The organism is Variovorax sp. GW821-FHT09D04 (genome assembly GCF_059416405.1).
The window spans coordinates 120,989-141,670 of record NZ_JBWKPA010000003.1; the positions used below are offsets into that span (position 1 = coordinate 120,989).

17 protein-coding genes are annotated in these 20,682 nt (G+C 69.4%); 12 read left to right on the plus strand and 5 right to left on the minus strand.

Annotation, left to right across the window (positions count from 1 at the left end; genetic code table 11):
- Positions 1-3 precede the first annotated feature (3 nt).
- The 4 genes from mltB to AC07O4_RS10950 form a co-directional block, all read right to left on the minus strand.
- Complete coding sequence (mltB, locus tag AC07O4_RS10935; protein WP_495304528.1) at positions 4-1,107, minus strand: lytic murein transglycosylase B; 1,104 nt, start codon at positions 1,105-1,107, stop codon at positions 4-6.
- A 76-nt stretch (positions 1,108-1,183) separates the two neighbouring features.
- Positions 1,184-3,214, minus strand: a complete 2,031-nt coding sequence (locus AC07O4_RS10940; protein WP_495304529.1) for a transglutaminase TgpA family protein — start codon at positions 3,212-3,214, stop codon at positions 1,184-1,186.
- Between the two features lie 13 nt (positions 3,215-3,227).
- A complete protein-coding gene (locus tag AC07O4_RS10945) occupies positions 3,228-4,208 on the minus strand; it encodes a DUF58 domain-containing protein (protein WP_495304530.1) in 981 nt (326 codons plus the stop codon).
- Positions 4,205-5,125 carry an AAA family ATPase gene (locus tag AC07O4_RS10950; RefSeq protein WP_495272966.1) on the minus strand — a complete coding sequence of 307 codons (921 nt, stop codon included), beginning with the start codon at positions 5,123-5,125 and terminating at the stop codon, positions 4,205-4,207. The genes AC07O4_RS10945 and AC07O4_RS10950 overlap by 4 nt, the downstream gene beginning before the upstream one ends.
- A gap of 89 nt (positions 5,126-5,214) precedes the next feature.
- Between AC07O4_RS10950 and AC07O4_RS10955 the strand changes: the two genes are divergently transcribed.
- The 12 genes from AC07O4_RS10955 to cydX all read left to right on the plus strand — a co-directional run bounded on the left by AC07O4_RS10955 (position 5,215) and on the right by cydX (position 19,974).
- Positions 5,215-6,168 carry a histone deacetylase family protein gene (locus AC07O4_RS10955; RefSeq protein WP_062482261.1) on the plus strand — a complete coding sequence of 318 codons (954 nt, stop codon included), beginning with the start codon at positions 5,215-5,217 and terminating at the stop codon, positions 6,166-6,168.
- Positions 6,169-6,207: 39 nt separating this feature from the next.
- Positions 6,208-7,497: a mechanosensitive ion channel family protein gene (locus tag AC07O4_RS10960; RefSeq protein WP_487849147.1), complete on the plus strand. Its 1,290-nt coding sequence runs from the start codon at positions 6,208-6,210 to the stop codon at positions 7,495-7,497.
- Between the two features lie 136 nt (positions 7,498-7,633).
- On the plus strand, positions 7,634-8,383 hold the full coding sequence (locus AC07O4_RS10965) for an electron transfer flavoprotein subunit beta/FixA family protein (protein ID WP_354345839.1): 750 nt from the start codon (positions 7,634-7,636) through the stop codon (positions 8,381-8,383).
- 13 nt (positions 8,384-8,396) lie between these two features.
- Positions 8,397-9,329 carry an electron transfer flavoprotein subunit alpha/FixB family protein gene (locus AC07O4_RS10970; protein WP_070059451.1) on the plus strand — a complete coding sequence of 311 codons (933 nt, stop codon included), beginning with the start codon at positions 8,397-8,399 and terminating at the stop codon, positions 9,327-9,329.
- Between the two features lie 87 nt (positions 9,330-9,416).
- The gene (locus AC07O4_RS10975; protein ID WP_495304531.1) at positions 9,417-11,207 is read left to right on the plus strand and encodes an acyl-CoA dehydrogenase; all 1,791 of its coding nucleotides are present in this window, start codon (positions 9,417-9,419) and stop codon (positions 11,205-11,207) included.
- A gap of 80 nt (positions 11,208-11,287) precedes the next feature.
- The gene (locus tag AC07O4_RS10980) at positions 11,288-12,250 is read left to right on the plus strand and encodes an NAD(P)H-dependent flavin oxidoreductase (RefSeq protein WP_062482679.1); all 963 of its coding nucleotides are present in this window, start codon (positions 11,288-11,290) and stop codon (positions 12,248-12,250) included.
- Positions 12,251-12,324: 74 nt separating this feature from the next.
- The gene (locus AC07O4_RS10985; protein ID WP_062482677.1) at positions 12,325-13,419 is read left to right on the plus strand and encodes an acyltransferase family protein; all 1,095 of its coding nucleotides are present in this window, start codon (positions 12,325-12,327) and stop codon (positions 13,417-13,419) included.
- A 156-nt stretch (positions 13,420-13,575) separates the two neighbouring features.
- Positions 13,576-15,273: a thiol reductant ABC exporter subunit CydD gene (gene cydD / locus AC07O4_RS10990; protein ID WP_495304532.1), complete on the plus strand. Its 1,698-nt coding sequence runs from the start codon at positions 13,576-13,578 to the stop codon at positions 15,271-15,273.
- Entirely contained in the window at positions 15,270-16,982 is a 1,713-nt protein-coding gene (gene cydC / locus AC07O4_RS10995; RefSeq protein ID WP_495304533.1) for a thiol reductant ABC exporter subunit CydC, read from the plus strand. Before cydD ends, cydC begins: the two co-directional genes overlap by 4 nt.
- Before the next feature lie 53 nt (positions 16,983-17,035).
- Positions 17,036-18,655 carry a cytochrome ubiquinol oxidase subunit I gene (locus AC07O4_RS11000; RefSeq protein ID WP_095947372.1) on the plus strand — a complete coding sequence of 540 codons (1,620 nt, stop codon included), beginning with the start codon at positions 17,036-17,038 and terminating at the stop codon, positions 18,653-18,655.
- Positions 18,652-19,806 (plus strand): cytochrome d ubiquinol oxidase subunit II, encoded by a 1,155-nt coding sequence (cydB, locus tag AC07O4_RS11005; protein ID WP_159277448.1) that lies wholly within the window; start codon positions 18,652-18,654, stop codon positions 19,804-19,806. The genes AC07O4_RS11000 and cydB overlap by 4 nt, the downstream gene beginning before the upstream one ends.
- Positions 19,807-19,824: 18 nt before the next feature.
- Positions 19,825-19,974, plus strand: a complete 150-nt coding sequence (gene cydX / locus AC07O4_RS11010; RefSeq protein WP_062475789.1) for a cytochrome bd-I oxidase subunit CydX — start codon at positions 19,825-19,827, stop codon at positions 19,972-19,974.
- 42 nt (positions 19,975-20,016) lie between these two features.
- On the opposite strand, the gene AC07O4_RS11015 is transcribed toward cydX, so the two are convergent.
- Positions 20,017-20,607, minus strand: a complete 591-nt coding sequence (locus tag AC07O4_RS11015) for a GbsR/MarR family transcriptional regulator (protein ID WP_139703802.1) — start codon at positions 20,605-20,607, stop codon at positions 20,017-20,019.
- Between the last annotated feature and the right edge of the window lie 75 nt (positions 20,608-20,682).

Here is a 20,682-nt window from a genome sequence, read left to right on the forward strand (position 1 = left end):
CGGTCACTGCTCCATCGCGGCCTTGACCTCCTGGCCGAGGTCGAGCACCGACATCGCGTAGTAGCTGCTCCAGTTGTAGCGCGTGATCACGTAGAAGTTGCGCGTGCCGGCGACGTAGGTCGGCGGTGCGTCGAGGCCGTTCTGCAGTTCGATGAGCGCCAGCAGGCCCTTGTGCTTCAGGCCTTCGCCCTCGGGCACGGCGCCCGCGGCCACGAAGCTGTCGGCGCTGAAGGTCGGCAGGATGTCGGGTGCCAGCAGCAGCGCCTTCTTCAAGCGCGCTTCCTCGAAATGCACCGGATAGATCGACGGCATGCCCGGCGTCCAGCCGAAGCCCTTGAAGTAGCTTGCGACCGAGCCGATCACGTCGACCGGGTTGTTCACGAGGTCGATGCGGCCGTCGCCGTCGAAGTCGACCGCGTACTTGGCGATGCTGCTGGGCATGAACTGCGGCATGCCCATGGCGCCGGCGTAGCTGCCCACGGGCGTGAGCGGGTCGTCGGCGGTGCGGCTTTCGGTGCTCAGGAAGCTCTCGAGCTCGCCGCGGAAGAAGGCGATGCGCTCGGCCGCGCGCGGGTGGCCCTGCGGGAAGTCGAAGGACAGCGTGGCCAGCGCATCGATCACGCGGAAGTTGCCCATGTTGCGGCCGTAGATGGTCTCGACGCCGACGATGCCGACGATGATTTCCGGCGGCACGCCGTAGGTGGCCTCGGCGCGCGCGAGCGTCTCGGCGTTGGCGCGCCAGAAGCGCACGCCGGCCGCGATGCGCACCGGGTCGATGAAGCGGCTGCGGTAGGTCTGCCAGTTCTTCACCGTGCCGACCGGGCCCGGCAGCATCAGGCGCGGCACGTTGGGCAGGAAGCGCGCGGCGCCGATGGTGGCGCGCACCCATTCGCGGTCGAGGTTGCGGCGCTGGGCGACGTCGTCGGCGAACGCCATGGCGTCGTCGCGCGTGGCGTACGGAGTGCTGCCGCGCACCGGCGTGACGGTGGGGCGGCCATTGGCCTGGGGCTTCTGGGCCAGGGCGCCCGTGGGCCAGGCGACGCAGGCGGCGAGGAGGGCGGTGGCGGCCACTGCGGCGCGCAAGGGCGTGGGGAAGGCGTGTGACATGGGCACGATTGTGCCGCCCGTGCGCATGCGCACTTTCGGGGGACACATGTGGTTGCAGCCGCGCGTCAGGCGCGCGTCAGGCGCGCGGCGGCGTGGGCGGCCAGGGCAGCCGGCGGAACTCGACGCGCAGCGCGGCGAGCGAGGCCGATGGGCCGGACGCGGCGGGCGCGTAGCGCTGGGCTTCGAGCTTCAGCAGCCAGTCGCGCACGGCCTGCGCGGCGGGCCCGAAGCGGGCGTCGGCGGCCTGGGCCATCTGGCGCGGCGGCGCTGTCTCGGGCAGCGGCAGGCCGGCCTTGGCCAGGCGCGCGCGGGCCCGGCCCAGCAGGCGCAGCCACGGGTCGTGCCGGCTGCGCTCCCACAGCGTCCAGCCGGCGCCGGCCAGGCTCGCGGCCACCAGCAGGTACAGCAGCACGTAGCCCAGGTCTTCCAGGCTCGGGGCGTTGAAGCCGAGGGTCTTGAGCAGGTCGAGCTGGCGGCTCTGCGTGTAGTTGAGCACCCACTGGTTCCAGCCGTTGTTCACGGCCTCCCAGGCGGCGCGCAGGTTCTGCACCAGCGTCGGGCTCATGACGCCGATGGCGCCGGCCAGCAGGCCGGGCTGCGGCGTGAGGCGCTGGAACTGCCCGATGCGCCCCGGCGCGACCGAGCCGGTCGGGTCGACGCGCACCCAGCCCGCGCCCTCTTGCCACACCTCGGCCCAGGCGTGGGCGTCGCTCTGGCGCACCACCCAGTAGTTGTCGACGTTGTTGAGCTCGCCGCCCTGGTAGCCGGTGACGATGCGCGCCGGGATCTGCAGGTTGCGCATCAGCACCACGAAGGCCGAGGCGATGTGCTCGCAGAAGCCTTCCTTGCGATCGAACCAGAACTCGTCGGCGGTCTCGTTGCCGTACACGCCGGGCTCCAGCGTGTAGGTGTAGCCGCCGGTGCGCAGGCGTTGCAAGGCGGCCTGCACGAAGGCGTTGGCATCGGCGCCGGCCAGCGTGGGGTCGGCGCGCATCTGGGCGGCGAGTGCAGCGGTGCGTGGGTTGCTGCCGGGCGGCAGCACCAGGTAGGGCTGGAGCCGGCCGCCGGTGCGCACGATCGGGCCGCTCTGGAACTGTGGATGGCTCTCGGCGCGGTAGCGCACGAGGTCGGTGATCGGCCGGTTCACGAACCACTGCAGGTCGGGTGTGCCGGTGACCTCGTAGCCGGGCACCTCGGGCGCACGTGGCGCGGCGTCGAGCGTGAGCAGCCACGGGCGCTGGCTGGCCTCGAGCGTGACCTCGTAGCGCACCGACTCGCCGCGCGTGCGCAGGTTCGACACCGACTGCCCGCTGCGCGCCCAGGTCGGCAGTGCCGTCCATTCGCGGCCGTCGAACTGCGCCAGCACGGGGCCGCGGAAATACAGCTGGCTCTGCGGTGGCGCGCGGTTGTCGTCGAACTTGATGCGCGCGGCGATGCTCCCGTCGAGCGCCAGCTCGGCGATGGTGCCGACCCGCATCGTGTTCGACAGGCCGGTGCGCCCGGCCATGGCGTCGCCGGGCGTGCCCCACAGCGGCGCGAAGCGCGGGAACAGCAGGAACAGCGCGAGCATCACCGGCGCGCCTGCCAGTGTCATCCAGCCGGCCATGCGCGCGGCCTGCATCAGCGGCGGCCGGCCCACGGGCATGTGGGCGTTGACCAGCGCCGTCAGCAGGCCCAGCAGCGCCAGCAGCATGGTGAAGGCGGTGAGCAGCGACTGCGAATAGAAGAAGTTCGTGAGCATCGCGAAGAAGCCCAGGAAGAAGACCACGAAGGCGTCGCGCCGCGCGCGCAGCTCCAGCGTCTTGAGCGCCAGCAGGCACACGACCAGCGTGACGCCCGCGTCGCGGCCCAGCAGCGTGCGGTGGGTGGCGTAGGTGGCGGCCAGCGCCAGCGCCAGCAGCGCGAGGCGCCACCACTTGCTGGGCAGCGGGCGCGCCTGCACCGCCAGCGAGGCGCGCCACAGCAGCACCATGGCGGTGATGGCCGAGCACCACCAGGGCAGCTCGTCCACCTGCGGCAGCAGGATGAGGCCGATGACGCAGAGCAGGAACAGCGTGTCCCGTGCGTCCCTCGGCAGCGCGGTGAGTTCGCGTACGACCCGGTTCATGCGGCGACCCCGTTCATGCGCACAGCGCCAGCGCCTCGAGGCAGGCGCGCCGGTGCGCCTCGCCCTGCGACGGTTTCACCGTGCGGCCGACGACGCGCACGCCATAGTCCATGCCCAGCCGGTCGGCCATCAGCACCCAGGCGCACAGGCGCGACAGGCGGGCCTCGATGTCAGGCAGCGCGGCGGCGTGCGCGTCGAGCCAGAGCTCTTCGCGCTGCGTGTGCTGCGTGTCGCGGCTCACCAGGTCTTCGGAGCCGTTGGCCTGCGCGCGGGCGGCCTTCTTCCAGACCACGAGCTTGAGCGGGTCGCCGCGCCGGTAGGCGCGCACGCCGTCGTATTCGCCGGCGTTCTGCGCCCGCACCGCGGCCGACGCGGCGGCGGGCCCCGAGAGCGGCTCGCCCGCCGGCAGCGGCGGCGGATGGGCTTCGGGCGTCGGGTACACGAGCAGCTGCGCGGCCGGGCGCCAGACCGTCCAGACGCGGAAGGTGCCGAGCGGAAAGCGCGTCTCGGCGGTCAGTGGCGGCACCGGGTGCAGGCCGCGCCGCTCGGGCTGGAAGGCGATCTCCACCGTGGCCGTGCCTTGGGCGGGCACGTCGGTCCAGGCCCACTGGCCGCTGCCGCGTACCGCCATGCCGATGCCGTAGCGCACGCTGCGCCGTTCGTTGTGCAGCACCACGCGCAGCACCGCGGCGGCGCCCGCGAACTGCGCCTCGGGCGGCACCATGCGCAGCGCCAGCCCGCGCAGCGTGGCGTGGCACACGTGCATGCCCACCGCGACGCTGCCCGCAAGCAGGAAGGTCAGCAGGTAGCCCAGGTTGAGCTGGTAGTTGATCGACGCGACCAGCAGCACCAGCAGCGTGGCCGCCAGCGTCCAGCCCGCGCGCGTGGGCACGATGTAGACGTTGCGCTGGGTGAGCTCGAGCGTGTCCGACGGGGCCCGGCGCGAGAGGAACCAGCCGTCGATGCGCGAGCGCAGGACGCCGACAGGGTTCACGGCAGCGGCACCGCGGCGATCATGGCGCGCACCTGTTCGACGGCGCCGCGGCCCGCGTCGCCCACGGGCGTGAGGCGGTGCGCGATGGTCTGCGGCAGCACGGCCTGCACGTCGTCGGGCGCCACGTAGTTCCGGTTGGCCAGCAGCGCCTGCGCCTTGGCGGCGCGCAGCACGGCGATGCCCGCGCGCGGCGACAGGCCCTGCAAAAACCAGCGGCCCGAGCGGGTCGCGGCGATCAGGTCCTGCAGGTAGTTCAGCAGCGGCTCGGCCGCATGCACCTGCTGCACCCGCTGCTGCAGGGCGGTGAGTTCGCCGGCGGTCAGCAGGGCGGGCAGGCCGGCGAGCATCTCGCGGCGGTCGGCGCCGGCCAGCAGCTGGCGCTCGGCCGCGCGGTCGGGGTAGCCCAGCGAGATGCGCATCAGGAAGCGGTCGAGCTGCGATTCGGGCAGCGCGAAGGTGCCGAGCTGGTCCTGCGGGTTCTGCGTGGCGATCACGAAGAAGGGCGAGGGCAGGGGGCGGGTCTCGCCCTCGACCGTGACCTGCTTTTCTTCCATCGCCTCGAGCAGCGCGCTCTGGGTCTTGGGGCTGGCGCGGTTGATCTCGTCGGCCAGCAGCACCTGCGCGAAGATCGGCCCGGGGTGGAACACGAAGGCCTGCTGGCCCCGGTCGTAGATCGCCACGCCCGACAGGTCGCCCGGCATCAGGTCGGCCGTGAACTGCACGCGCGAGAACTGCAGGCCGAAGGTGTGCGAGAGCGCATGGGCCAGGGTGGTCTTGCCGACCCCCGGCACGTCCTCGATCAGCAGGTGCCCGCCCGCCAGCAGACAGGCCACGCAGTCGCGCACCTGGGCCTCTTTGCCAACAATCACCGTGTTAAGCTGACTCAGCAAAGTGGCTAGCTTCGCAGCAACGTCCATATTTGTATCCATATGCAAACGATACCGTAAGACCTTGCGGCCCCATGCTGCGTGAGGTCTAGACGCGACGACACGAGACACGGCGAGAGATGGGCAAGACAGGCTACTTCACGCATCGCGACTTCTGGAAGCACGACATGGGCAACGGGCATCCCGAATGCCCCGAGCGGCTGGATGCCATCGAAGACCGGCTGCTGTTGACCGGCGTCGGCGACGCGCTGGCGCGGGGCGAGGTGCCCCTGGCCACGCTGGAACAGATCACCCGGGCCCACAGCCACGCGCATGTCGAACACCTCGAGGAGTTGCAGCAGCGCCTCGTGGCCGACGCGCCCGCCGGCGGCCCCGACCATGCGCAGGTCGACCCCGACACCGTACTGACCCGCTTCACCCTGCTGGCCGCGCGCCGCGCCGCGGGTGCCGCCGTGGCGGCCACCGATGCCGTGATGGCCGGCGAGATCGAGAACGCCTTCTGCCCCGTGCGCCCGCCGGGCCACCATGCCTGCCGCGAGCAGGCCATGGGCTTCTGCTTCTTCAACAACGTGGCCATTGCCGCGCGGCACGCGCTCGAGGTGCACGGGCTGGACCGCGTGGCCATCGTCGATTTCGACGTGCACCACGGCAACGGCACCGAGAACATTTTGTCGAACGATCCGCGTGTGCTGATGGTCGGGTTCTTCCAGCATCCGTTCTATCCGTACAGCGGCACCGAGCACCCGGCGTCGAACATGCTGAACCTGCCGATCCCGGCCTACACCAAGGGCATGGACGTGCGCGAGCTGGTCGAGGCGATCTGGATGCCGCGGCTCGAGGCCTTCAAGCCGCAGATGGTGTTCATCAGCGCCGGTTTCGACGCCCACCGCGAGGACGAGCTGGGCCAGCTCGGCCTCAACGAAAACGACTTCGCCTGGATCACCGGCCGCGTGCGCGATGTCGCCAAGCGCCATGCGCGCGGGCGCATCGTCTCGCTGCTCGAAGGCGGCTACCACCTGGACGCCCTGGCGCGCAGCGTGGAAGCGCACATCCGCGTGCTGGCGGACCTGTAACCCGGTTGGCGCCCGTGGGGCGCCCTGTTTCTTTCATCGATGAATTTCAATTTCGACGACTTCCTCCAGCGCCTGCGGCAGGTCGATGCGCACGGCCTGGGCATCGAACTGGCCGTGCTCGTGGCCTGCGTGGGCGTGGCATGGGCGGTATGCAAATGGTTCGGGCGCGACCAGCCCAAGGATTCGATCTGGTTCGGCGAGCGCACCTTCGACGGCCTGCTGTTCCCGCTGCTCGCGCTGGTGCTCACCGGCATTGCGCGCCGCGTGGCGCTCGATGTGCTGCCCGTGGTGCTGGTGCTGCGCATTGCCGTGCCGGTGTTCCTGTCGCTGGCGGTCATCCGGCTGTTCGCGCGGGTGCTGCGGGCCGTGTTCCCGACCTCCAGCCTGGTGCGGCTGATCGAGCGCACCATCTCGTGGCTGGCCTGGATCGCCGCCGTGCTGTGGATCGTCGGGCTGCTGCCGCCGGTGCTGGCCGAACTGGACGACATCACGCTGGCCTTCGGCAAGACCCGCGTGAGCCTGCAGACCATCATCCAGGGCGCGCTGTCGGCGGGGCTGGTGCTGATGATCGCGCTGTGGATCTCCAGCACCATCGAAAAGCGCATCCTGCGCGAGGCCGTGAGCGACCTGTCGATGCGCAAGGTGGCGTCGAACGCGGTGCGCGCCTTCCTGCTGCTGATCGGCCTCTTGTTCGCGCTGTCGGCGGTGGGGGTCGACCTCACGGCGCTGTCGGTGCTGGGCGGCGCGCTCGGTGTGGGCCTGGGCTTCGGCCTGCAGAAGCTGGCGGCCAACTACGTGAGCGGCTTCGTGATCCTGCTGGAGCGCTCGATCCGCATCGGCGACAACGTGAAGGTCGACACCTTCGAAGGCCGCATCACCGACATCAAGACCCGCTACACGCTCATTCGCGCGGGCAACGGGCGCGAGGCCATCGTGCCGAATGAATCGCTCATCACCGGCCGGGTCGAGAACCTGTCGCTGGCCGACCGCAAGTTCAACATCACGACCAACATCGTGGTCGGCTACGAGAGCGACGTGGCGCAGGTGCAGGGCATCCTGTGCGACGCCGCCAAGGCCCAGCCGCGCGTCATGACCGACCCGGCGCCCATCGCCTACCTCGTCACCTTCGCGCCCGACGGCCTGGAGTTCAGCCTGAACTTCTGGGTCGCCGACCCTGACAAGGGCAAGGACAACGTGCGCTCGGCCATCAACATCGCCATCCTCGAAGGGCTGCGCGCCGCCCGCATTGACATTCCCTATCCGCAGCGGGTGCTGCGAGTGGAATCTTTGCCGGCGGGAGTGGCCGCAGCGCCTCCCGCTGTTTTATAATCACGGAAAAGCACGATCGTTCTTTTTTCAGCCCTTGAGGCCGACAAGAAGAATGGAGAGGCAGCCAAGGCCGGCGTCCTAAAATGGCCGGCTGCTCTCGAAGCCCCCCTTTTTGCAATCCAATGGAGTCAAGTCAATGAAGGTTCTTGTGCCTGTCAAACGGGTCGTCGATTACAACGTGAAGGTGCGCGTCAAGAGCGACGGCACCGGGGTGGACATTGCCAACGTCAAGATGAGCATGAACCCCTTCGACGAGATCGCTGTCGAAGAAGCGGTGCGGCTGAAGGAAAAGGGCCTGGTCACGGAAGTGATCGCCGTCTCCTGCGGCGATGCCAAGTGCCAGGAAACCCTGCGCACCGCGATGGCCATCGGCGCCGATCGCGGCATCCTGGTCGAGACGAGCGAAGAGCTGCAACCTCTCGCGGTTGCCAAGTTGCTCAAGGCGCTGGTCGACAAGGAACAGCCCCAGCTGATCATCCTGGGCAAGCAAGCCATCGACGACGACGCCAACCAGACGGGCCAGATGCTGGCGGCCCTGGCCGACCTGCCCCAAGCCACCTTCGCCTCGAAGGTCGACCTGGCAGCCGACAAGGTCACCGTCGCACGCGAAGTCGACGGCGGCATGGAAACCCTGACGCTCACGCTGCCCGCGGTCATCACGACCGACCTGCGCCTGAACGAGCCGCGCTACGTGACGCTGCCCAACATCATGAAGGCCAAGAAGAAGCAGCTGGACACCTTCAAGCCCGAAGACCTCGGCGTGGACGTGAAGCCCCGCCTGAAGACCCTCAAGGTCAGCGAGCCGCCCAAGCGTGGCGCCGGCATCAAGGTGCCCGACGTTGCCACCCTGGTGGACAAGCTCAAGAACGAAGCCAAAGTGATCTGAGGAAGAAACGAACATGACCGCACTCGTCATTGCCGAACACGACCACGCCAGCATCAAGCCGGCCACCCTCAACACCGTGACCGCAGCCCTGGCTTGCGGTGGCGACGTCCACATCCTCGTGGCCGGTGCCAACGCCGCAGAGGCCGCCAAGGCTGCCGCGCAGATCGCCGGCGTGTCCAAGGTGATCGCTGCCGACAGCGCATCGCTGGCCGAGAACCTCGCCGAGAACGTCGCAGCGCAAGTGCTCGCGATCGCCGGCAACTACAGCCACATCCTGTTCCCCTCGACCGCCAACGGCAAGAACGTCGCACCGCGCGTGGCTGCCAAGCTCGACGTGGCGCAGATCAGCGACATCACCAAGGTCGAGAGCCCCGACACCTTCGAGCGCCCGATCTACGCCGGCAACGCCATCGCCACCGTGCAGAGCACCGACGCCACCAAGGTGATCACGGTTCGCACGACCGGCTTCGATGCAGCCGCTGCCACCGGTGGCAGCGCCACCGTTGAAACCGCTGAAGGCGTGGCCGACAGCGGCAAGAGCGCCTTCGTGGGCCGTGAAGTCACCAAGAGCGACCGCCCTGAATTGACCGCCGCCAAGATCATCGTCTCCGGTGGCCGTGCCCTGGGCAGCGCCGAGAAGTTCAACGAAGTGATGACGCCGCTGGCCGACAAGCTCAACGCCGGCCTGGGCGCCAGCCGCGCCGCAGTGGACGCGGGCTACGCCCCGAACGACTGGCAAGTGGGCCAGACCGGCAAGATCGTCGCGCCGCAGCTGTACATCGCCGCGGGCATCTCGGGCGCGATCCAGCACTTGGCCGGCATGAAGGACTCGAAGGTCATCGTCGCGATCAACAAGGACGAAGAAGCGCCGATCTTCTCGGTGGCCGACTACGGCCTCGTGGCCGACCTGTTCACGGCCGTGCCGGAACTCGTGAAGGCGCTCTGATCGCTTCAACGCATTGAGCCAGAAGGCATCGTTCGCGATGCCTTTTTTACATCTGCCGCCCCCCACCGCGGCCCCTGGAGAGAAGACATGAGCTACACCGCCCCCCTCAAGGACATGCTGTTCGACATCGAACACCTGGCCAACATCGGCGAGATCGCCAAGCTGCCCGGCTTCGAAGACGCCGGCCTCGAAACCGCACAGGCCGTGCTCGAAGAGTGCGCGCGCTTCAACCAGGACGTGGTGGCGCCGCTGAACGTCGAAGGCGACCGCAACCCGTCGTCGTTCAAGGACGGCGAAGTCACCACCAGCAAGGGCTTCAAGGACGCCTTCGCGCAGTACGTGTCGGGCGGCTGGCAGGGCCTTCAGCATCCGGCGGACTTCGGCGGCCAGGGCCTGCCCAAGACCATCGGCGCGGCCTGCGGCGAAATGCTCAACTCGGCCAACATGAGCTTCGCGCTGTGCCCGCTGCTGAGCGACGGCGCCATCGAGGCGCTGCTCACCGCCGGCTCCGACGAGCTCAAGGCCGTGTACCTCGAGAAGCTCGTGAGCGGCCAGTGGACCGGCACGATGAACCTCACCGAGCCGCAGGCCGGCAGCGACCTGGCCATGGTGCGCAGCCGCGCCGAGCCGCAGCCCGACGGCACCTACAAGGTGTTCGGCACCAAGATCTTCATCACCTACGGTGAGCACGACATGGCCGAGAACATCGTGCACCTCGTGCTGGCCCGCGTGACCGGCGCGCCCGAAGGCGTGAAGGGCATCAGCCTGTTCGTGGTGCCGAAGTTCATGGTCAACGCCGACGGTTCGCTGGGCGCGCGCAACGACGTGCACTGCGTGAGCATCGAGCACAAGATGGGCATCAAGGCCTCGCCGACCGCCGTGCTGCAGTACGGCGACCACGGCGGCGCCATCGGCTACCTCGTGGGCCAGGAAAACCGCGGCCTCGAGTACATGTTCATCATGATGAACTCGGCCCGCTACGCCGTGGGCATGCAGGGCATCGCGATCGCCGAGCGTGCCTACCAGCACGCCGTGGCCTACGCCAAGGACCGCGTGCAGAGCCGCCCGGTCGATGGCTCCATCAACGCCAGCGCACCCATCATTCACCACCCGGACGTGAAGCGCATGCTGATGACGATGCGCGCGTATACCGAAGGCTGCCGCGCGATGGCCTCGGTGGCCGCCGCCGCCTACGATGCCGCCCACCATCATCCCGATGCCGACGCGCGCAAGCAGAACCAGGCCTTCTACGAATTCATGGTGCCGCTCGTGAAGGGCTACAGCACCGAGATGAGCCTCGAAGTGACCTCGCTGGGCGTGCAGGTGCACGGCGGCATGGGCTTCATCGAGGAGACCGGCGCGGCGCAGTACTACCGCGACGCGAAGATCCTCACGATCTACGAAGGCACCACCGCGATCCAGGCCAACGACCTCGTGGGCCGCAAGACCGCGCGCGACGGCGGCCAGACCGCCAAGGCGATCGCCGCGCAGATCGAGAAGACCGAAGCCGAACTCGCCAAGAGCGACAGCGCTGCAGCCGCAGCCGTCCTGAAGCGCCTGACCGCTGCGCGCCTGGCCTTCATCGACGTGGTCGACTTCGTCGCCGGCCAGACCAAGGCTTCGCCCAACGCCGTGTTCTCGGGCAGCGTGCCGTACCTGATGCTGGCGGGCAACCTCGTGGCCGGCTGGCAGCTCGCGCGCTCGCTGATCGTGGCGCAGGACCAGGCCTCGCACAACGTGGACGTCGCCTTCATGCAGGCCAAGATTGCCACCGCGCGCTTCTACGCCGAGCACATCCTGAACAAGGTGCCGGGAATCCGCGACAGCATCGTCGAAGGCGCCGAGAGCGTCACGGCGCTGGCGCTCGAAGCGTTCTGACGCACCCGCCGCTGTCGCCGATCTGACGGGCGGCAGCGGCCCCTTGCTCTTATAAAACCGAACCCCTTCCCGGAGACGACATGTCCAAGCTGCCTTCTGTTCTCGCGAACCTCCCGCTGCCGATCATCGGCTCGCCGCTGTTCATCATCAGCAACCCCAAGCTCGTGATCGCGCAATGCAAGGCCGGCGTGGTCGGCTCGATGCCGGCGCTCAACGCCCGCCCGGCCGCCCAGCTCGAAGAGTGGCTGATCGAGATCACCGAGGAGCTGGCGGCCTACAACAAGGCCAACCCGGACAAGCCGGCCGCGCCGTTTGCCATCAACCAGATCGTGCACAAGAGCAATGACCGCCTGGAGCACGACATGGAGATGGTCGTGAAGTACAAGGTGCCGATCGTGATCACCTCGCTGGGCGCGCGCACCGACGTGAACGACGCGGTGCACAGCTACGGCGGCGTGACCTTGCACGACATCATCAACAACAAGTTCGCGCAGAAGGCGATCGAGAAGGGCGCCGACGGCATCATCGCTGTGGCGGCCGGTGCCGGCGGCCATGCGGGCGTGAAGAGCCCGTTCGCGCTGGTGCAGGAGATCCGTCAGTGGTTCGACGGCCCGATCGCGCTGTCGGGCTCCATCGCCTCCGGCGGTGCGGTGCTCGCGGCGCAGGCCATGGGCGCCGACTTCGCCTACATCGGCACCGCCTTCATCGCGACCGAAGAAGCGCGTGCGAGCGAGGAGTACAAGCAGGCCATCGTGGACGGCAACTCGGACGACATCGTCTACTCGAGCCTGTTCACCGGCGTGCACGGCAACTACCTGGCGCCCAGCATCGTCAAGGCCGGCATGGACCCGGCCAACCTGCCCGAAGGCGACGTGACGACCATGAACTTCGGCGGCGGCGAAGGCAGCAAGGCCAAGGCCTGGAAAGACATCTGGGGCTCGGGCCAGGGCATCGGCGCCATCACCGAAGTGGCGAGCGCAGGCGCCTTCATCGAGAAGCTCAAGCGCGAATACCAGGAAGCACGACAGCGATTGGCACTTTGAACGGTTCGCACGCACCGGCATTGACCTCCGCTGCGAGCGGTGGCGGCGGGGCTGTGCCCGCGCGGCAGGGGCGCATGCCGCTGCTCGACGTGGTCAAGGGCCTGGCCTGTGCGCTGATCGTGGGGCACCACCTCGCGCGCTACGGCCCGATGCCGGCCGGCGCGCAGGTGCTGGCGCCCGACTTCTTCGGCTGGCTGGCGAACGACGGCCGGCTCGCGGTGCAGGTCTTTCTCGTGATCGCGGGCTTCCTGGCCACGGCGAGCCTGGCGCCCGACGGCGTGCTGCGCGTGGACCGGCCGCTCTCGCGGATCTTCCAGCGCTATGGCCGGCTGGTCATGCCGTACCTGGCGGCGCTCACGGTCTGCGTGCTGGTGGCCGAGGTGGCGCGGCCATGGCTGGGTGAAGAGGTGGTGCCGGCCGAGCCGAGCCTCGGTCAGCTGCTGGCGCACGGGCTGCTGCTGCAGGACCTGCTGAACTACGAGTCGCTGTCGACCGGTGTCTGGTACGTGGCCATCGACTTCCAGCTGTTCGCACTGGCGCTCGCGCTGGTCGGGCTGCCCGCCGTGCTGCGACAACCCACTTCGGCCGCGCGCTGGGCGCCGGTGGCGTTGGTGTTCATCGTGGCCGTGGCGTCGCTCGCGCTGTTCAACCGGCAGGCGCGGCTGGACGAAACGGCGTTCTATTTCTTCGGCGCCTACGGGCTCGGCATGCTGGCCTTCTGGGTCGGCCGCGCCACGCGCACCAGCACCTGGTGCAGCGCCGTCGCGCTGCTGGCGCTGGTGGGGGCGGGCGCGCTTGCCATCGACTGGCGCAGCCGCATCGCCATTGCGCTGGTGACCGCGCTGTTGATCGCGGTGGCGCAGCGCCGGCAGTGGCTGTCGCCCGCCCACTGGCCCGCGGCGGCCGTGCCGTTGCAGCAGTTGGGGCGCATTTCGTACTCGCTGTTCCTGATCCATTTCCCGGTGCTGCTCGCCGTGAACGCGCTGGTGGCGGGCCTGGGGCCGCACGGGCCGTGGGTCGACCTGCTGGGCATGGTCGCGACCTTCGGGCTGTCGGTGGGCGCGGCGGTGCTGCTGTACCGCGGGGTCGAAGCCCGGCCGGCGTCGCTGCGCAGCGTCTGCACACTTTTTGCCGCATTGCTCGTCAGCGGCCTCATCGTGTCGTACTGAAAGGCGCCGCACCCGCTGCGGTGCGGCCCTTTTTCTTCCCATTCCTTTGCAAATCTGTTGCCTTCGGGCTTCAGAGCGGGCAGTCTGCGCGAACTGCCCCTGTTGTGTATGATTGTGAATCTTTCAGTAAATACTGAAAATACACAAACTCAAGGAATGACAGAACCATCGCCGCCACGATCGCCGTTGAAGGCTTTCACGTCGCCCGACATCGGCAGCGTGGTGCAAGGCGTCGCGGCGCTCGCTTGGTTGCCGCAGGCGGCGCTGCTGGCGATGGCGGTCCAGGGTCTGGCCAACGGCGAGGGCATGGCCGCCGTGCTGTGGCCGGCGGTGGGCATCCTCTTGCTCGGCCTGCTGCGCGCAGGCTGCGAAGCCTGGGGCGTGCGCCGCACCTTCGGGCGCGCGCGGGCGCAATTGACGGCCTTGCGCGCGCAGACCGCAGCCGCGTTGGCGGCCGGTTCGCCGCTCGACCGCGAACGCGCACCCTCCGGTCTTGCGGCCAGCGTGCTCGCCGAACAGGCCGAGGCGCTGGTGCCGTACCTCGTGCGCTACCAACCCGCGCGCTGGCGCGCGACGGTGGTGCCGCTCTTCCTGCTCGCGGCAGTGGCCTGGTTCTCGTGGGCCGCGGCGCTGGTGCTGCTGGTGGCGGCGCCGCTGATTCCGATCTTCATGGCCATCGTCGGCTGGCGCGCCAAGGCGGCCAGCGAGGCGCAGATGGTCGAGATGGGCGGCATGAACGCCTTCCTGCTCGACCGCCTGCGCGGCCTGGCCACGCTGCGCGCGCTCGACGCGGTCGACGCCACGGCCGACCGGCTCGGCGCCTCCGCCCAGTCGCTGCGCCAGCGCACGATGGCGGTGCTGCGCATCGCGTTCCTGTCGTCGGCCGTGCTGGAGCTGTTCTCCGCTCTGGGCGTGGCGCTGGTCGCGGTCTACATCGGTTTCCATCTGCTGGGCTCGCTCGGCTTCGGCGCCTGGGGCCAGCAGCTCAGCCTGGGCGAAGGCCTGTTCGTGCTGTTGCTGGCGCCGGCCTTCTTCGAGCCGCTGCGCGAGCTGTCGGCGGTCTGGCACGACCGCGCGGCCGGCGAGGCGGCGCTGCAGGCGCTCGACGACCTGCAAGGCGGCGCGCTGCCGTTGCCCGGCGCGGGCGTCGCGGTCACGCGCGCAGCGACTGGCGTCGCTGGGGCAGGGGCCGCGCCGGCGGTGACGGTCCACGGGCTGCATTTCTCCTGGCCCGGCGAGTCGACGCCGCTCTTCGACGGGTATGAATTGCGCATCGGCGCCGGCGAGCATGTCGCGTTGGCCGGCCCGAGCGGATCGGGCAAGACCGCGCTGCTCTCGCTGCTGGCGGGACTGATGCCGGCCACGCGCGGCGAGATCGCCATCGGCGGCGTGCCACTGACCGAGCACACGGCCGCTGCATTGCGCCAGCGGACGGCGTGGATGGGGCAGAAGCCCCACGTCTTCGCCGGATCGGTCGAAGCCAACGTGGCGCTGGGCCGTGCCGACATCGGTGCGCCCGAGGTGGCCGAGGCGATGCGTTTCGCGGCGCTCGACGACGTGGCGCAGGCCCACCCCGGCACCGCGCTGGGCGAGGGCGGCAGCGGCCTGTCGGGCGGCGAGGCCGTGCGGCTGGCGCTGGCGCGCGTCGCGGTGCATCCGCATGCCGACCTGATCCTGGCCGACGAACCCACAGCCCACCTGGACACCGCCACCGCCGCGCGCGTCGCCGACGCGCTGGTGGCGCTCGCCCGCGGCCGGACGCTGGTCGTCTCGACCCACGACCCGGTGCTGGCCGCGCGCATGGACCGCACGGTGAGCCTCGGTCCCGAGCCGCTGGTGGAGAAGGCCGCATGAGCCGCCACGCCACCCTTTCGCCTCGCTGGCGCGACCTGCGCCTCGTGCTGCGTCCCTTCCTCGCGACCCAGCCGCGCGCCTTGCTGCTGGGCTGCCTGCTGGCCGCTGTCACCGTGCTCGCGGGCATGGCGCTGCTGGGCCTGTCGGGCTGGTTCATCACCGCGACCGCACTCGCGGGCCTGCATGCGGCCACGGCCTTCACCTTCGATGTCTTCATGCCCTCGGCTGGCATCCGGCTGCTGGCGCTCGGGCGCACGGGGTCGCGCTACGGCGAGCGGCTGGTCACGCACGACGCCACCTTCGCCGTGCTCGCCGAGCTGCGCGTGCGGCTGTTCCGCGGCTGGGCACGCCCCGAGGCTGCGCGCGACCTGCTGATGCGGCCGGCGCGGCTGCTGTTCCGGCTCACCTCCGACATCGACGCGCTCGAGTCGCTCTACCTGCGCCTGTTCGTGCCCGCCGCCGCAGCATTGGGCGCGGCGCTGCTGGCGGGCATCGTGCTCGGCTTCATGCATGTGGGGATGGGCGTGGCGATCGCGCTCTGGCTCTGCGCCATCGGCTGGGGGCTGGCGTACCTCATCGCGCGGCGTGCGCGGCAACCGGCGCGGCAGCGCGCCCATGCCGTGGAGGCGCTGCGCGCGCGGGCTGTCGACCTGGTCGCGGGCCAGGCGGATCTCGCGATGGCGGGCCGGCTCGATGCCCAGCGCGCCGCGCTCATGAATGCCGACGCGCACCTCGCGCAGGCCGACCTCGCGCTGAACAAGCTCGAAGCCGCCGCCGGTTTCGCCTACGGCAGCGCGGGCACGCTGACGCTGGTCGGTGTGTTGCTGGCCGTGGGCGCGTTGGTGAGCGAAGGCGTCATCGGCGCCCCCGGCGCGGCGCTCGCACTGTTGATCGCACTCACCGCCACCGAACCCTTCGCGGCACTGCGGCGCGGCGCGCTCGATGCCGGACGCACCTGGCTGGCCGTGCGCCGGCTGGCACCGCGACTGGACCCGTCGGTGGAAGAGGGCGCGCGCCCCGCTCGCACCGCGCAGACGGCGGCGGTGCGGGTCGACCAGCTCACCGTCATGCACCCCGGCAGCCTCGTCGAAGTGCTCGGCGGCGTGTCGCTGCACCTGAACGCGGGCGAGCGCGTCGCACTGGTCGGCGCCAGCGGCGCGGGCAAGTCCACGCTGCTTTCCGTGATCGCCGGCGACCTTACGCCACGCGCCGGCCAGGTGCAGGCGCAACCGGCCTGCCTGCTGACCCAGCGCACCGAACTCTTCCAGGACAGCCTGCGCGACAACCTGCGCCTGGCCGATCCGCAAGCGAGCGACGAGCGCCTGTGGGCCGTGCTGCACGCCGCCGGCCTCGATGCCGATGTGCGCGCGCTGGTCACCGGCCTCAACACGCGCCTGGGCGAAGGCGGCCTCGGCCTCTCGGGCGGGCAGTCGCGCCGGCTCGCACTCGCGCGGCTGCTGCTGCGCCCGGTGCCTCTGTGGCTGCTCGACGAACCGACCGAGGCGCTCGACGCCGCCACCGCGCACGACGTGCTGCAGCGCCTGGCGCAAGAGGCCGGCCCGCGCACGCTGCTGATCGCCACGCACCTGCGCCGCGAAGCCGCGCTGGCCGACCGCCTCGTGTGCATGGTGCAGGGTCGCATCGTCGCCGACCTGCGCCGTGGCACGGAGGCCTTCGAGGCTGCGCTGCGCGGCCTGCGCCCCGATTGATGAGTTGACCGACCGAGCAACGAACGAACAGAGAACACATAAAGGAAGCCCCCATGGACCTTGACATCGTCGCGCTCTCGCGCCTGCAGTTCGCCGTGACGGCGCTGTACCACTTCCTGTTCGTGCCGCTCACGCTCGGACTGTCGATCATCCTGGCCATCATGGAGACGGTCTACGTGATGACCGGGCGCGTCATCTGGCGCGACATGACCAAGTTCTGGGGCGTGCTGTTCGGCATCAACTTCGCGATGGGCGTGGCCACCGGCATCGTGATGGAGTTCCAGTTCGGCATGAACTGGAGCTACTACAGCCACTACGTCGGCGACATCTTCGGCGCGCCGCTGGCCATCGAAGGGCTCATGGCCTTCTTCATGGAAGCGACCTTCGTGGGCCTGTTCTTCTTCGGCTGGGACAAGCTCTCGAAGGTGGGCCACCTCACGGCCACCTGGGCCGTGGCCATCGGCTCCAACTTCTCGGCGCTGTGGATCCTCATCGCCAACGGCTGGATGCAGAACCCCGTGGGCGCGGCCTTCAACCCCGCGACCATGCGCATGGAGGTGACCGACTTCGCCGCCGTGCTGACCAACCCCGTGGCGCAGGCCAAGTTCGTGCACACCGTGTCGGCCGGCTATGTGTGCGCCGCGGTGTTCGTGCTCGGCGTGTCGGCGTGGTACCTGCTCAAGGGCCGCCACATCGAACTGGCCAAGCGCTCGATGACCGTGGCCGCGTCGTTCGGCCTGGCCGCCGCGCTGTCGGTGGCGGTGCTCGGCGACGAGAGCGGCTACCTCTCGGGCGAACACCAGAAGATGAAGCTGGCCGCCATCGAAGGCATGTGGGAGACGCAGCCCGCGCCCGCCGCCTTCACCGTGATCGGCTTCCCCGACCAGAAGGCGCGCGAGACGCACTACGCGATCCACATCCCGGCGGTGATGGGCCTCATCGGAACGCGCTCGCTCAACACCGTGATGCCCGGCATCGACGAGCTCGTGAAGCGCGCCGAGGCCCGCATCCGCGAAGGCCTGAAGGCCTACGACGCGCTGCAGAAGATCCGCGAGGCCGGCGGCGCCGACAAGGTCACGCAGGGAGTGCGCGGCGACTTCGAGGACAACGGCATCAACATGGGCTACGCGCTGCTGCTCAAGCGCTACGTGGACGACCCGCGCCAGGCCACTGACGAGCAAATCGCCAAGGCCGCATGGGACACCGTGCCGCAGGTGGCACCGCTGTTCTGGCTGTTCCGCGTGATGGTGGGCATCGGCATGTTGCTGATCCTGCTGACGGGCACCTTCTTCGTGCTGTCGGCGCGCCGTGCGCTCGACCGCCACCGCTGGCTGCTCAAGGTGGCGGTGTGGGCGATTCCGCTGCCGTGGATCGCCATCGAATCCGGCTGGCTGGTGGCGGAGTTCGGCCGCCAGCCCTGGGTGATCGAGGGCGTGCTGCCGACCGCGGTGGCCGTGTCGAACCTGGGCGTGACGACACTGCTGATCACGCTCGCGGGCTTCATCGCGATCTACACGACGCTGCTCATCATCGAGATGAAGCTGATGCTCAAGGCCATCCGCAAGGGGCCCGAGGTCGAGCATGCGCCCACCGAGGGCGATGCACGCTCGCACATTCCGCCGGCGCGTGCCGCCACGTCTTCCTCTTCTGCCTCGACCGGGAGCGCCGCATGATCCTCCACACACTCCTCGACTACGACACCCTGCGCTTCATCTGGTGGCTGCTGATCGGCGTGCTGCTGGTCGGCTTCGCGGTGACCGACGGCTTCGACCTGGGCGCCGGCATGCTGCTGCCCTTTGCCGCGCGCAACGACATCGAACGGCGCGTGGTCATCAACAGCGTGGGCCCGGTGTGGGAGGGCAACCAGGTGTGGCTCATCCTGGGCGGCGGCGCCGTCTTTGCGGCCTGGCCGCAGCTGTACGCCGTGTCGTTCTCGGGCTTCTACCTGGCGATGTTCGTGATCCTGTCGGCGCTGATCCTGCGGCCGGTGGCCTTCAAGTTCCGCAGCAAGCGCGAGTCGCCGCAGTGGCGCGCGCGCTGGGATGGCGTGCTGTTCTTCAGCGGCTTCGTGCCCGCGCTGATCTGCGGCGTGGCCGTGGGCAACGTGCTGCAGGGCGTGCCGTTCCGCTTCGGCGCCGACATGCACATCTTCTACGACGGCAGCTTCTTCGGCCTGCTGAACCCTTTCGCCATCCTTTGCGGGCTGGTGTCGGTGGCGATGCTGGTGATGCACGGCGCGGCCTGGCTGCTGCTCAAGACCGCCGGCCCGGTGGCCGAGCGTGCGCGCAGCTACGGCATGGTCGCGGCCGTGCTCACGCTCGTGTTCTACGCGCTGGCCGGCGTGTGGCTGGCCATGGGCATCGGGGGCTTTCGCATCAGCAGCGTGGTCGACGCGGTGGGCCCGTCGAACCCGATGCTCAAGACCGTCGAGCTGCATGCCGGTGCCTGGATGGGCAACTACGCGGCACACCCCTGGACCATCGCCGCGCCGGCAGCAGGCTTCGTCGGCACGCTGGGCGCGCTGCTCGGGCTGGTGCTGCGCCGGCCGGGATTCGCGCTGCTGGCCGCGGCGCTGGGCATAGCCGGCATCATCCTGAGCGTGGGCGCGTCGATGTTCCCGTTCATCCTGCCCTCGTCGATCGACCCGCGCGCCAGCCTCACGGTGTGGGATTCGTCGTCGAGCCACCTGACGCTGTTCATCATGCTGGTGGTCACCGCGATCTTCATCCCGATCATCGTGGCCTACACCACCTGGGTCTACCACGTGCTGTGGGGCAAGGTCGACGAACAAGCCATCCGCGACGAGAGCGGACACGCCTACTGAAACGGGAAGGAAAAAGACATGTGGTACTTCGCCTGGATCCTCGGCCTGCCGCTGGCCGCCGCCTTCGCCGTGCTCAACGCCATGTGGTATGAGCTGATGGACGACGAGGCCATCCGCAAGGAAAAGCTCGGCACGCCGGAAACCCCGCAGGGGCAGGAACGGCTGTGAGGGCGTAGCGCCCCGTCCGTTCCCTCTGCCTCGCGGCGCGACTCAGGTTTCGCCCGCGGGGCCTTTGCTCTTCTTCGACGCACCGCCCGTGAGGCGGTCCTTGAGCGTCAGCACCTTCGTCACCGTCGCGCCCATGCCCATGAGCTGCATCGCAGTCTCGGGCGCCAGGCGCTGCACGTCGTCGAACCATTTCATCAGCCGGTCGATCAGGTCGTGCATCTCGCGCATGCGGGCCTGCGCGTGGCGCTCGGCGTCGCTGGTGGGCGATTCGAGCAGCGCGTTGCGCAGCATCGAGAGCGTGGGCTCGATCTCGCGGCGCCGGCGCTCCTCGGCCAGCACGCGGAAGATTTCCCACACGTCCTTCGGCGCCTCGAAATACTCGCGCCGGTCGCCCGCGTGGTGGCGCAGGTGCACGAGGCGCCAGGCCTGCAGCTCCTTCAAACCCATGCTCACGTTGGAGCGCGAGAACTCCAGCATCTCGGCGATCTCGTCGGCATTGAGCGCGCGCTCCGACAGGAAGATCAGCGCGTAGATCTGGCCGACGGTGCGGTTGATGCCCCACTTGCTGCCCATCTCGCCGAAGTGGGCGACGAACTGGCGGTTGAGGGGAGGGAGGTCGGGTGCGGAAGCCATGCGGCGGATTGTCGCGCCGGATTGCTGGACGTACGGAAGTTTCCGAAAACCCAGCAAGACAGCGGGGTGCATGAA

What these genes read in the sequence shown, in the direction of transcription:
- mltB (WP_495304528.1), bottom strand. Translation starts at nt 1,107, where the DNA reads ATGTCACACGCCTTCCCCACGCCCTTGCGCGCCGCAGTGGCCGCCACC.
- AC07O4_RS10940 (WP_495304529.1), bottom strand. Translation starts at nt 3,214, where the DNA reads ATGAACCGGGTCGTACGCGAACTCACCGCGCTGCCGAGGGACGCACGG.
- AC07O4_RS10950 (WP_495272966.1), bottom strand. Translation starts at nt 5,125, where the DNA reads ATGGACGTTGCTGCGAAGCTAGCCACTTTGCTGAGTCAGCTTAACACG.
- AC07O4_RS10955 (WP_062482261.1), top strand. Translation starts at nt 5,215, where the DNA reads ATGGGCAAGACAGGCTACTTCACGCATCGCGACTTCTGGAAGCACGAC.
- AC07O4_RS10960 (WP_487849147.1), top strand. Translation starts at nt 6,208, where the DNA reads ATGAATTTCAATTTCGACGACTTCCTCCAGCGCCTGCGGCAGGTCGAT.
- AC07O4_RS10965 (WP_354345839.1), top strand. Translation starts at nt 7,634, where the DNA reads ATGAAGGTTCTTGTGCCTGTCAAACGGGTCGTCGATTACAACGTGAAG.
- AC07O4_RS10970 (WP_070059451.1), top strand. Translation starts at nt 8,397, where the DNA reads ATGACCGCACTCGTCATTGCCGAACACGACCACGCCAGCATCAAGCCG.
- AC07O4_RS10975 (WP_495304531.1), top strand. Translation starts at nt 9,417, where the DNA reads ATGAGCTACACCGCCCCCCTCAAGGACATGCTGTTCGACATCGAACAC.
- AC07O4_RS10980 (WP_062482679.1), top strand. Translation starts at nt 11,288, where the DNA reads ATGTCCAAGCTGCCTTCTGTTCTCGCGAACCTCCCGCTGCCGATCATC.
- AC07O4_RS10985 (WP_062482677.1), top strand. Translation starts at nt 12,325, where the DNA reads ATGCCGCTGCTCGACGTGGTCAAGGGCCTGGCCTGTGCGCTGATCGTG.
- cydD (WP_495304532.1), top strand. Translation starts at nt 13,576, where the DNA reads ATGACAGAACCATCGCCGCCACGATCGCCGTTGAAGGCTTTCACGTCG.
- cydC (WP_495304533.1), top strand. Translation starts at nt 15,270, where the DNA reads ATGAGCCGCCACGCCACCCTTTCGCCTCGCTGGCGCGACCTGCGCCTC.
- AC07O4_RS11000 (WP_095947372.1), top strand. Translation starts at nt 17,036, where the DNA reads ATGGACCTTGACATCGTCGCGCTCTCGCGCCTGCAGTTCGCCGTGACG.
- cydB (WP_159277448.1), top strand. Translation starts at nt 18,652, where the DNA reads ATGATCCTCCACACACTCCTCGACTACGACACCCTGCGCTTCATCTGG.
- cydX (WP_062475789.1), top strand. Translation starts at nt 19,825, where the DNA reads ATGTGGTACTTCGCCTGGATCCTCGGCCTGCCGCTGGCCGCCGCCTTC.
- AC07O4_RS11015 (WP_139703802.1), bottom strand. Translation starts at nt 20,607, where the DNA reads ATGGCTTCCGCACCCGACCTCCCTCCCCTCAACCGCCAGTTCGTCGCC.